This is a genomic window from Bacillus sp. FSL H8-0492, from assembly GCF_038006145.1.
Classification (GTDB): domain Bacteria; phylum Bacillota; class Bacilli; order Bacillales; family Bacillaceae_G; genus Bacillus_A; species Bacillus_A mycoides.
Genome location: NZ_JBBOUP010000002.1, coordinates 16318 through 28374, shown reverse-complemented (window position 1 = coordinate 28374; position 12057 = coordinate 16318). Strand labels below are relative to the sequence as shown.

14 protein-coding genes and 2 pseudogenes are annotated in these 12057 nt (G+C 33.8%); 9 read left to right on the top strand and 7 right to left on the bottom strand.

Features of this window, described 5'->3' with window-relative positions; genetic code table 11:
* Positions 1-283 precede the first annotated feature (283 nt).
* The 4 genes and pseudogenes from MHH66_RS27560 (at position 284) to hfq (ending at position 2708) form a co-directional block, all read left to right on the top strand.
* A pseudogene (locus MHH66_RS27560) lies at positions 284-988 on the top strand (4'-phosphopantetheinyl transferase family protein).
* Entirely contained in the window at positions 975-1700 is a 726-nt protein-coding gene (locus MHH66_RS27555; RefSeq protein WP_078185350.1) for a thioesterase II family protein, read from the top strand. The pseudogene MHH66_RS27560 and the gene MHH66_RS27555 overlap by 14 nt, the downstream one beginning before the upstream one ends.
* Positions 1701-2182: 482 nt before the next feature.
* A pseudogene (locus tag MHH66_RS27550) lies at positions 2183-2454 on the top strand (AbrB/MazE/SpoVT family DNA-binding domain-containing protein).
* Between the two features lie 20 nt (positions 2455-2474).
* Positions 2475-2708, top strand: a complete 234-nt coding sequence (gene hfq / locus MHH66_RS27545; protein WP_078185351.1) for an RNA chaperone Hfq — start codon at positions 2475-2477, stop codon at positions 2706-2708.
* 63 nt (positions 2709-2771) lie between these two features.
* Here hfq and MHH66_RS27540 read toward each other — a convergent pair whose 3' ends face one another.
* Positions 2772-3047 (bottom strand): HU family DNA-binding protein, encoded by a 276-nt coding sequence (locus MHH66_RS27540; RefSeq protein ID WP_100248628.1) that lies wholly within the window; start codon positions 3045-3047, stop codon positions 2772-2774.
* Positions 3048-3190: 143 nt separating this feature from the next.
* On the opposite strand from MHH66_RS27540, the gene MHH66_RS27535 reads away from it, so the two are divergent.
* The 3 genes from MHH66_RS27535 (at position 3191) to MHH66_RS27525 (ending at position 5108) form a co-directional block, all read left to right on the top strand.
* Entirely contained in the window at positions 3191-3481 is a 291-nt protein-coding gene (locus MHH66_RS27535) for an ArsR/SmtB family transcription factor (protein WP_078185353.1), read from the top strand.
* Between the two features lie 69 nt (positions 3482-3550).
* Positions 3551-3859, top strand: a complete 309-nt coding sequence (locus MHH66_RS27530) for a hypothetical protein (RefSeq protein ID WP_078185354.1) — start codon at positions 3551-3553, stop codon at positions 3857-3859.
* Positions 3860-4226: 367 nt separating this feature from the next.
* Entirely contained in the window at positions 4227-5108 is an 882-nt protein-coding gene (locus tag MHH66_RS27525; RefSeq protein ID WP_078185355.1) for an Rpn family recombination-promoting nuclease/putative transposase, read from the top strand.
* Between the two features lie 372 nt (positions 5109-5480).
* Here MHH66_RS27525 and MHH66_RS27520 read toward each other — a convergent pair whose 3' ends face one another.
* Positions 5481-6443, bottom strand: a complete 963-nt coding sequence (locus tag MHH66_RS27520) for a tyrosine-type recombinase/integrase (RefSeq protein WP_078185356.1) — start codon at positions 6441-6443, stop codon at positions 5481-5483.
* A gap of 32 nt (positions 6444-6475) precedes the next feature.
* Positions 6476-6685, bottom strand: a complete 210-nt coding sequence (locus MHH66_RS27515) for a hypothetical protein (protein WP_078185357.1) — start codon at positions 6683-6685, stop codon at positions 6476-6478.
* A 379-nt stretch (positions 6686-7064) separates the two neighbouring features.
* On the opposite strand from MHH66_RS27515, the gene MHH66_RS27510 reads away from it, so the two are divergent.
* The gene (locus MHH66_RS27510) at positions 7065-7724 is read left to right on the top strand and encodes a recombinase family protein (RefSeq protein ID WP_234803741.1); all 660 of its coding nucleotides are present in this window, start codon (positions 7065-7067) and stop codon (positions 7722-7724) included.
* A 290-nt stretch (positions 7725-8014) separates the two neighbouring features.
* On the opposite strand, the gene MHH66_RS27505 is transcribed toward MHH66_RS27510, so the two are convergent.
* The 4 genes from MHH66_RS27505 to MHH66_RS27490 form a co-directional block, all read right to left on the bottom strand.
* Complete coding sequence (locus tag MHH66_RS27505) at positions 8015-8206, bottom strand: YqbF domain-containing protein (RefSeq protein ID WP_078185359.1); 192 nt, start codon at positions 8204-8206, stop codon at positions 8015-8017.
* Positions 8207-8932: 726 nt separating this feature from the next.
* A complete protein-coding gene (locus MHH66_RS28695; protein ID WP_414979042.1) occupies positions 8933-9106 on the bottom strand; it encodes a hypothetical protein in 174 nt (57 codons plus the stop codon).
* Between the two features lie 444 nt (positions 9107-9550).
* Positions 9551-9922, bottom strand: a complete 372-nt coding sequence (locus MHH66_RS27495) for a hypothetical protein (RefSeq protein ID WP_078185360.1) — start codon at positions 9920-9922, stop codon at positions 9551-9553.
* Positions 9923-10093: 171 nt separating this feature from the next.
* Complete coding sequence (locus MHH66_RS27490; RefSeq protein ID WP_078185361.1) at positions 10094-10630, bottom strand: hypothetical protein; 537 nt, start codon at positions 10628-10630, stop codon at positions 10094-10096.
* A 538-nt stretch (positions 10631-11168) separates the two neighbouring features.
* Here MHH66_RS27490 and MHH66_RS27485 point away from each other — a divergent pair.
* On the top strand, positions 11169-11654 hold the full coding sequence (locus tag MHH66_RS27485) for a hypothetical protein (protein ID WP_078185362.1): 486 nt from the start codon (positions 11169-11171) through the stop codon (positions 11652-11654).
* The last annotated feature ends 403 nt before the right edge of the window (positions 11655-12057 follow it).

Sequence of the window (12057 nt, the reverse complement as noted above, 5' to 3'; positions counted from 1 at the left end):
TTAAGAGCATTACTTTTTAAGGGGATAATGTAAAAAGTAATTGGTAGAGACATAGAAATATTTATGAGTTACCCATAGTATGATGTAAATACTATGAAACCTTTGTAATAGAAGCGAATGCCTGATGATATTACTGAGGAAAGGTGCATATTTTCATTGATATGTAAATATGCACCTATTCTATTGTATATGCAATTTAATAAAGTTAATTTGAATTTCCGTAACGTTCATATATGAAGTAATTCTTTAAAAAAGGACGTGATTTATCATACAAATTCAAGCTGTGAAAATACCAAAGAATATTGAAAGGCATTTATTTAAGCAACTTAGTAACGTAGTTTCAAATGAGAAAAAAGAACGAATGAAGCGTTTATTACATTCATGCGACATTAATAGAACTCTGATAGGAGATTTACTAATCCGATCTCTAATCTGCCAAAAGTATAAAATTAATAATGAATAAATTAGATTTATATATAATAAGTATGGAAAACCTTTTGTTGAAAAAATTTCTGACTTTCATTTTAATGTGTCACATTCAGGAGAATGGGTGGTTTGTACTACTGCTAATTTTAATGAGGGTATTGATATAGAAAAAGTTTCAGAAATAGAGGCTTTTAAATTAGCACATGAATTTTTTTCAGAGGAAGAATTTTATGATATATCTAATATGAGTTCTGATGAGCAAATTAATTATTTTTATGATTTATGGACATTAAAAGAAAGTTATATCAAAACGATTGGGAAAGGGCTGTATATCCCGTTAAATTCATTCTCTATAAAAAAAGAATCACGAACTTCAATTTCATACAAGAATATACCTAAAAACTTTTACTTTAAACAATATAACATTGATCCAAATTATAAGTTATCTGCTTGTGCAACAAGAGATGAATTTCCGCAAGAGATAATAATTAAAGACATTTATACAATTTGCCAAACTATATACAAATTTGAAAGTAAGGAGAAAATCAATGCAGAAGACTAAACTTTTTTGCTTTCCACATGCTGGGGGATCTGCGTTTAACTACGCAAAATGGAAAAATTACTTTAATCCATATATTGAAGTAGTCCCGATAGAATTAGCTGGTAGAGGATATAGAATTGAAGAAAGCTTGTACCAAGGTATGGAAGAGGCCGTAAATGATGCCTACACTAGTATAGTTAAGCAAATAGATGCTTCGCCGTACATTCTATTCGGGCATAGCATGGGAAGTTTGATCGCTTATGAAGTAGCCAGGAAAATACAGGATTCTAATAACGTATTACCTGAATTTATTGTTTTGTCTGGTAGAAACCATCCAAATAGTAAAATAAAAAATATCCGACATAATCTTTCTAACGAACAATTTAAAAGGGAAGTTATTGTAATGGGGGGTACACCATCTGGGGTACTTCAATCAGAAGAATTAATGGAGATCTTTCTCCCAATTCTGAGAGCTGATTTTAAAATTGTCGAGACATACATTCATGACAATCATATACAACCATGTGATATTGATTTTCTTATATTTAATGGGGAAAATGATAAATTTACTACATACGATCAAGTAATAAAGTGGGAGAACTACACAAGTAAAACGTGTACGTTTCATTCTTTTGAAGGAAAGCATTTCTTTCTAAATGAAAACCTTGAAGAAATAGCTAATATTATTAAAACAAATTTAAATTTTCATAATAACTTTAGTACTAATAAATGATTGACGAAACAAAAGGAAAGAGCGGTAGGAAACATCTACGTTTTTTATTTGCAATAAAAAACAATGGTAATTTATAACGTTTGTATTCTCCAATAATAATACGGACAGATTTCTATTTTTAAAATTTGGTATTTGGTATTTGGATACCGTATAGAGAAGTAAAGATGTACTTTGCACGTAAAGGGGCAAATGGTATCGGAAATGAGAAAATGAGTTTGAAAGCATATGGAATATTCATTATTCTTACGTATATATGATAAGAATGTGAAGGGAAAATAAATGGCATCTGTGCCGCTAGTAGAACAAATTTCTCTTTGTGGTAGAGATTCAGAAGTGTTGCATAGTATACCAGTAGCTGCACTTATACAGGGGTGGACCACAGCTCTGAAGAATTGATCAGTCATCTATTAAAAGCGGAAGAAAAAATTTCGTATACAATTGGTTATAGAAAAACAAGAGAAATAAATGAGCGAATTTTATAAATAGGAATCGTGCGAAAAAGAGACCATTTAGGACGGATTGTCATACCGAGAGAAACAAGAAGAGTGCTGGAAATAGAGAAAAAGACTTGATAGAAATCTTTGTAGAGGGAGAATCGATTATTTTGCAGAAATATCAGGGAGATGATGTTTGCCCCATCACAGGAGAAGTATCTTTCCAGCATATTAAGCTGGCAGATGGAAAGTTTACGTTGAGTCCAGGAGGAGCAAAACAGCTTATACAGGAATTAGAACCATATCTTGTAAGCGCCTAAGAAGAAGGGGGAAGAAATCGTTGGAAAGAAAACCACAAGTACTACAAGAGAAAAGAAAAAAAGATATGGTATCCTTTCAGGAACAAGTATTACAAGAAGCAGTACAAAGAAAAAAGAACATGACAATGATTTTAGTAAATGGATTTCATATCAAAGGAACAATAACAGGGTATGATTTATATTCGATTTTGTTAGAAGTGGACGGGAAACAACAGCTCGTGTATAAACATGCTATTTCAACAATCCGATTATAAAAGAAACAGAAGCATGAATCTGGATGATTTCATGCTTCTGTAGAATGATAGACAGATACATATTTAGTTGTTTACAGCTTCTTTTAATGCTTTTCCAGCTTTAAAAGCAGGTACTTTTCTGGCAGGAATGGTTATGGATTCTCCAGTTTGTGGATTGCGTCCTTCTCGTGTAGCACGCTCTCGCACTTCGAATGAACCGAACCCGATTAATTGTACATTGTCTCCATTTTGTAGAGCTTCTTGAATGGATGCGAATACGCTATCTACCGCAAGACTGACTTGTGTCCTGTTTAGTCCTGTTTGTATTGCTACTTTTTGAATTAATTCTGTTTTATTCATCAGGCACCTCGTATGATTGTTGTTATGTGAATCTTAGTATAAAGCGAAAAAGAGAACGGTGCAAGATAGTTTGGGAGCTGTTCATGATATAACAGAAAAAATATGAAAATCTTGTAAAAAAGGAATGGAGGAGAAAAAAGAGTATGAAAAATGTTTTTCACACAGAGCGAAATGATTTGGAACGTATTTCAGAAATGCTCAAGGTATTAGCACACCCTGTTCGTCTCCAAATGGTCCATCATTTGTTAGAGAAAAAGGCTTTAAATGTTACAGAATTACAACGGTATTTCGACCTACCCCAATCCACTATTTCGCAACATCTTGGTAAGTTAAAATCGCATAAAGCAGTAGCATATGAGCGAAAAGGATTAGAAGTATTTTATCGAGTCGACGATGAAAAAGTGAAACAAACGGTGAAGATACTGCTAGGCTAAACAGATAGCTTTGTTTATTTGTCTAGTCATGTGCGGATAAAAATAATGACCGAGGAGGGGTATTATTCTATGAGCGGGAATTCATATTACAATTATATAACAATAAAAGACCTTATCTTTATACATGTCTATGTAACAGGGGAAGAAATCCCTTCTTCACAAGCATTACAAATACTCAAACAGTTTGCTCCTGAAGAAATACCAGGTACAATCAGACAAGCGCGTCGGTATCGTATACGTAAAAATGGAGAAGAATTATTTGGATACTATAGAAAGAAACATCCGAAATTATTTGATAAGCAAAAGTTATACACGTATGAAGAGTTGAAACATCGAGCGGTGAACTATTGTTCGTCTCATTTGGTGATTCATCTTTAATCCAGATAGGTCACTATGTATGCATTATGTTCTGAAAAACAGATAAAACGACTGTTTTTTGTAAAGAATTAAAAAAACGACTGCTCAAATTTATTTTTAACGAAAGAAGACGCCCAAGAGAATACATTTCCATGTAAAAAACGTTAAACGCTAAAAATAAGGTAATAAAAGCGTTTAACGTAATTAAGAAAAAACAAGCTGATTATGCAGGGATATATGCATGTTTAAGTAGTAATGTAAATAATTTCACGTATCGATCTGTATAACAACTAATTACCACCACCAAACAATCATCAAGGGTTGCGTCCTCTCTTCCGTATCCGCTACAATAGAGATAGAATAAACACAAAGAAAGGTGACTCACTCTATGAATCAACCTTTAGTAAATTTACGAGTCGATTTTGCTTTCAAGCAATTATTTGGTGTACAAGGACAAGAGGAATTACTGATTTCTTTTTTAAATGCAATCTTGCATGAATCCTTATCTACACCGATTGTATCCTTAAAAATTGAAGACCCACATTTGCATAAAGAATATGAAGAAGATAAATTATCTATACTAGATATATTAGCTACACTTCAAGATGAAACCAAGGTGAACGTGGAAATCCAGTTACGAAATACACAAGAGATAGTAAAACGTTCCCTGTATTATTGGAGTAAACTGTATACATCTCAATTAGAGCAAGGGATGCCCTATCGTTCTTTACGGAAAACGATTGCGATTAATCTATTAGATTTTGATCTCTTCCCTCAATATGATGACATGCATACAGTCGGACAATTTTGGAGTCAACAACACAAGGAAGTGTTACTCGAAGATTTAGAAATCCATTTCATTGAAATTCCGAAATTGCTACAGCAATGGAGAGAGGAAAAAATTAATCCGTGGGAAAATGAATTTGCTCGTTGGTTACTTTTACTACCAGCGCATGCAGATGAACATTTAACCCACACGTTGGAGGATATCGCCATGAAACAAGATCCAATGTTACAGAAGGCCATCCACAAATGGGAAAATATGAGTCAGAGCAGTTCGTTCCGCCTCGCATATGAAGCACGCGAAAAAGTGTTATTTGATGAACAAGCGAAATTAGCACATGCTCGTGAAGTCGGTATAGAAGAAGGGATGGAAAAAGGGAAAATCCAGCTTATTCGAGGTATGCATAAAAATGGCATGGATATCGAAGATATTGCGAAGTTTACAAATATGGAACTGTCGGAAATACGCCATATTTTAGACAAATAAAGTGTACCGTACACTTTTTCACAAGGTTAGATGATTCTTTAGAGTCATCTGAACCTGAATAACTAATATTCAAAAAAATGAATATTCAGAAAAAATAGGCCGAATGAATCCAGTTATGTTATAATTAGCGTAACCGATATACTGTACTACCTTTTGCTCCCTGATTTGTATAACAAGTCAGGGAGCTTTTCGTATGCTTCCTGTTCTACGATTCTATTTTCAGCAGATTCCCATATAAAAGTAATATATTGAAAGTACTCGGGTTTTCGGTATGTGACGACTATTATTTCTCCATCACAAAAGATTCAATTGTTACATTTTAAAGATAAACTTATATTATTTTAGTATGCATAAAAAGGGATTCTTTTCAAATTATTCTCCATGTGAATATTGATTTGCATATTCTACATAACGCTTTACTGATAGATGAGAAAGGAATCCTGTTCTTTTTATGACTTCCTCTGTAGACATATTTCTTTCTAGACAGCGTAGAATATAGGTATTCCGTAAGTGCTGTGCGGAAATTCCTTTTCTCAGTTGCGCTCTGGCTACTTCTAATCGAATCATTTTTTGTACAGCAATGGCTGTTAGTGCTTTCGGAGCATCATTGTCATACACCCAACGAAATGTCCCTCGTTTAAAATCAAATGCAACCAATAACGGATCTGTACTGTGATATCTCGGACGAACTGGTTCAGGTATCGTTTTATAGTACGTAAATAAACGTATTTTATCCTCTTCCTTTAACATGATCCTTCTCTCTGTCCCTTTGTTATGTAGAACAGTAATCATGTTCTTTCCAAAGTGCACCTGTTGCATCTGTAACGATACGAGTTCTTGTAGTGTGAGCCCATAATCCGAAAGAAGTGATAGGATGGATACATTTCGATCTATGAGAAGCGGTCGAACGGAAAGTTGTTCTTCTGATAATCCTTCAGAAGAGGAAAGAATGTTTTTCAGCCTTTTCTCTTCTTCCTTCGTAATAAAGTCCTCCTTGCGTAGGGCCCGATTCGGTGGAGTGATTCCTTGCATTTCTACAATAGGACTTGGAATATCCAAGAACTGATACAATTTCTTTAACACGACTGCAATGCGATGAATGGTTTTCTCTCCATACTTTCGTTTGTATATGAGTTCCTGAAAATAGGCTTCAAAATCTTCTTTATCTATCTTGTTCCATACGTTCTTTTCTTGAAAACGATTCGATGTTTGCAGCCATCTTCCAAAGTCCTCAATATCATAGACATATCGTTTAATTGTGGATGCTTTTCTTCCACGACTAGCTAAAAAGAAAGAAAAATTTTGTAAGGTATCCTCAAATTCTTTTCTATTCATGTACCTATCACCTCACTTTCTCTGCACAATTTTCATTTCAGCTTAGCTGGGTATTTCCAATCTCGCTTATCTTGTTTATCAGGTTTTGTTTTTGGCTTCTTTCGCTCTATTCTGTTCTTCACCTGATTTTGTTGTTCTAATGTATCTAACTTTGTTTGCATTTTCTCCATCTGCTCTTTTACTTCTTTAAGTTCCAACTTGATTTCTGATAACAACCTTAAAATTGCATCACCTTTATTCATAAAAATAACCTTCCTTTGTAGGATGAATATTTTCTCAACGTAAATAAGATTTAATTTTCATTATTTTCAGGTATAATAAAGAAGAATAACTTTCATTATTTCCTTCTCAAAGGACGGATTATGCCAATAGAACCGTTCTTTTTTTTGTTGATTCTTTTTATTATCTAGAAATTCATTATACTATGAATTTGAGTGACTTTCATTTCATCTTTTATCTATGGGCAGATTATTTCAATAGTCTGTTCTTTTTTATTCGTAAAGGTACACTTTTTCAGATACATAGAAACATAGGGAAAGACACGTCCATAAAAGTTTGTTTTTAATTTTACAGACATCTTTAATTTTTATATACCTTTACAGATATAAATGAGCTATAATAGTGGTCGAGGTGAAAAGATTGCAAGATAAAAAGTTTGGATATGTCAGAGTTTCCAGTAAAGACCAAAACGAAGAACGTCAAATTGAAAATATGAAATATCTTGGAATAGAAGATCGGGATATTTTTATTGATAAGCAATCTGGGAAAAATATGAAGAGGGAAAATTATCAAATGTTAAAAAGATTGGCTCGTACGGGGGATACCATTGTTTTTGATTCCTTAACAAGATTAGGTCGTAGCATGAATGATGTGTTAGAGGAATTTCGTTATTTTGAACAACAGCGTATTAATTTGCAATTTATTAAAGAACCCTTTATTAATGTGAATTATAATGGCGAAAGTACAAACGATGTGATTCAGCAAGCTGTACAAAAAGCAACTCTTACTATTCTATCTGCTTTTGCGGAAAAAGAAAGAAATGATATTAAACAAAGACAAGCGGAAGGGATTGCATTAGCAAAGAAGAAAGGGAAACATTTAGGAAGACCTCCTGTACAAATTACAGATCAATTTATGGAAGCGTACCGAGAATGGCAATCTGGAAAAATAACAGCCGTCGGAGCAATGAGAAAATATGATATAAAACGTTCTTCTTTTTATAAACTAGTAAAAGAATGTGAAGCACAAGGAAAAACGAAATATACAGATGAAATTGAATGATATTAAAAAAGAAGACAATCGAGTTTCTACCTAATTATATAAAAAGTGTGACTGAAACTGTAGTACACACCTAATATTCTAAATCATGTCTTGCAAAATTTGACGAAGAGATGAACCCTATCAAGGGAATTCCCTTGATAGAGTTCATCTTCAAGTAACACAGGCATTTTTTTCAGCAAATGAATGTACCACTTGTTAACGGTAGGTGCATAGGATGAGAGTTGTTTCATACCTTTAATTTGAATTGTAAATTACAAAAAATACAGAGATACTCATTGTCCCAATTTTCTTTAGAAAATTTCCTCTTGTTTTTCTATACCTTGAGAGAAAGGAAGAACGGTGTCTTCTTCACGTACCTGAAACCAATCGTTTTTTCGTAGATATTGATACTCCCGTTTTGTAATCTTACATTCTTTGTGTAACAGAAAACGATGACCAAATGCATAATAAGATGCACCCTTTATCAAAGCTGCGTAATACATACATCAACAGTCCTTTTCATAAAAGCATATGAATAAAACGAAAAGGAAACAAATGTATTGTTTCCTTTTCGCTGCAAAGAAAGATTGTACAGCCTACCCTCTTTCTATTAGGATAACTGATTAATTGGTTTTTTATACCAATATTGTATAGAACGTAAGACAATGTTTTTATACACACCTTGTTTAACTGCTCTTTTTATATGACAGATAAAAAAGGGGGGCTTGGATAAGGGCACCTTTTGGTTACGAAATACTACCGTTTATTCTACATATAAAACATTAGGTGTCTTTCAAGTCAATATATGGTTGTCCCTCTAATTTATTGTAGTCGCAATAGAAAAGTTCTTAGGGTTGCCCTAAGAGCTTTTCTGCATGTAAACAATTATTTGAAATATCAGGAAGACTACCTGAATAGCTTGCAAATCTGTTATTAAATCCTACGAAGGTATGCACGATGGAAACATTATAGCAGTGAGAGCGGATGAAATAAGTGTTCCTAGTGAGAGAATATATAAGGTACAACCAGCAAAATAATGAATAGCAGCTGACAATGTGCGGCTGGCCTCTTTACAAATGAAAAAAGGCAACCCTCATTTCCAGATGTTGAATGACGTTGCCTTTTTCGTGCAATCAGGATGGAATATTTTATAGATTCCAGCTGATAAGGATTACCTACATCATATCACATATACTTTTGACAAATATTGAGAAAATGATATTTGCATGTTATTTTTGTAGGCTATCTTCATGATTTTGTACATCTTCCATTGTCGGAAATATTTTCACATCAAAGATTTCTTTTTCATTTCCACAAATAATAACAAACCCATCTTTTGTCTGTAGTACTCTACCTACATTTCCATTTGTAAGTGGGATACTGGAAAAATGTTTTACTGGCATCACATTTTTTTACTTATGTAGGTGTCTATCGGCATGCCTACAGGAAAAGCTCTGTATAGATCTTCATTGGTGTAGGGAGTATATATTTTAGAAGATGAAGTAGCCACAGAGGTAGTGTATGATGTACATCCAGTTACAGCAATACATAACGATCCAATGATAAGACTTGTAAAAATACGTTTAAACATAAAAAAGCCCCCTTATTAATGAAAGAATCAACCAGATTAGAATAACAAATACAGAGTGCATTTTTTGCTGTTTTATGGATGGCATAGCATGATACATTCTACTTTTTTGTAGAAAAAAGAAAAAACGCAATCTTTACGAAAGCGTCTCTTCTTTACTTTTATTTTTATGAACAACGGAAAGGGTTTCATGCCCACGTTCATCTTACCACATAGTCTCATCGATAAATATTGAGAAAATTCCACATATAAGACGTATTTATTCCATTGCAATCGCAACCATACCGGTAGCAGAACAGCCTGTTGAATACCCCTTATTACATTTTAAAACCAATACATATTCGCCTTTACCCGATTTAGGTAACATTCCATTTATGCTCGTCCCTTTTGGAACCATTCCGCTTTTCAACATTGTCCCATCTTTAATAATTTCATATTGTACGGGATACTGACTATTTTTTTGATTGGATACTTCCCACCCAAAATAGGAATAGTTATCTAAATAATACGGTTCTGAAAATATAGTTCGATCTGTGGGGGTTACATTTACCAATCCTTGTGCGGATCCTGTGTTAGCCATCATAAAAAAAGATATTGAAAACAAGGAAATCCATTTTATCATTTTTTTCATCGATAGGTACTCCTCTTGTATTTAGAATTGGTGTGAAAAATTAGGAATCTCTCTGTAAGACGGTACTAGTTTAGGGTGTTCGCACTGTAAAGAATTATAGCTAACAAAATCATTGTGCCATTCTATCTACACTTTTTTACTGTGTAACCGAAACTATACCTGATTTTTGTATTAATTTGCTTTTACGATAGCAGACGACGCTTGGTCATTCCATGTTCTTGCACCATCTCCCATACTATAATCCGTTAAGTTCAGATAATTCCCATTGTTCGCTATCGCCAATGCACGACCTTGTGCATTACTATGCTCATAAATTGTTGTATAATTACCGAACTTATGTGTACGTATGGAAGACACTTTATCATTACTAGCTGCATTAAAATTGGTTAAGATGACTGGATTTCTACCTGCATTTACATTGAATTGTGCGCCTTTTAAATTGATATCATGATAAAAGGTAGAATAAATTTGTGAAGAGGATTGTAATGCTTTCGAAAAATTAGGTGCAATGGGATGTTCCTTTACATAGGATTCAAACTCTATTTTATTATCGAAGCCCACTATTGTAGTTTTTTCATTTTCTTCACCTGGTGTTACAACCTGATAAGGCTGCGAGGAAGTATCGGCATACGCCGATGTATGAGATACACCAAATAACATTGTTCCAGTTAACAAAGCGGTAGAAACTACACCTATAATACGTTTCAAACGCATCACTCCTATAAATAGAATACTTACAAACGTATTGTACAATGGAAAGATTTCCATTGTAAGCCCGTCATTTATTTCTCAATGATGTGTTCTTACAAAGCCTGCGAATAACGAAAGGAAACTGAAATAGCAAAACAACATTTTGCGAAGTAGCTTGGCTATTACCAATACACGGCACACTTGATTAGCCAGAAAGTATCGGTTCCCGGTAGCGCGATGAGTAAACAAAAGCAATTTGTATGACAAGCCATGAACTAGTTCATAGCAACTGGAACAGGTCTTTGGAATATCATTACTTCATAAGAGAATGTTCACTCTTATTAACATTTGTTCTTTTTCATGTTTTCGAACTAGACTGAGGGATTACAAATTAAGAAGAAAAAATTAGATCTTTTCCTTTTCGAAACAAAACATTTCGGTCCAGCAACTTATGGGGCAAAAGAGTCCCTATTGAGAAATAAATGAAGCGCTTACTATCGAGAGGAATCCATTATACAATGTATTCGTACATATTCTATTTATAGGAGTGATGAATTTGAAACGTATGATGGGTATACTTTCAACGGTATTCGTAACTGGAGGATTACTTGTGCCTACGATTGATGCACAAGCTTCCACTGTACAAACTGAGGTGTCAACGCAACAGGACATGTCACAAAACTGGCAACGTCCGGACCGCTTTGATTACATGGTAAAATTACAACGTGGCAAAAGTTCTAGTCAGTCACCTATTTTTAATTTGGACGAAAGAAGAAATCATGTGCAATTTAAAATCATGAATGAGTCAAGGTTCAGTAATTTAACGTACAAATTATACAAAATGGAGAGAAATGGTAGAGGTCCTGATAGAGCCGTGGTAATTGAACGGGGTACAGTTGATAGGAATGCAACAAAAATGTTTGATGAAAGATTCCAAAGAGGAGATTATTATGTAGAATTAGAGTGTGATCGAGACGGTCATGGCAGACCAGGTCGTGGCGAATGTGAAGGAAGTGCATTTATTACTATCCTTGGAAGATAGTAATATCGCATAAATCAAGTGAGAGAAAAGAACAAACAGACTTTTCACGGTTTGTTCTTTTTTAAATTTTTATATGACTTTCTCCGAAATACCGCAAACTGAGTTGTGGTGCTTCTCGTTTATAAAAAATTCGATGGATAAATAAATTCAAACGAATAAAAATGTTTTATGAATTTTATACCATACAATGAATGCAATCTCTATCTTAATTTATCTTCTTATTTGAAGTCTCTGTTCCTTGTAGCGTCGCTTTATCATACACGTAATAACGGAGTATTTACTATATATTTGTGCGGATCACAGTTTTAGTCATGTATGTAAAACCAATCAATGACAGAATAATGGTTTCATAAACCAAATATAGCTGATCCCATCTTGAACAACCCATTCAGATTCATCTACA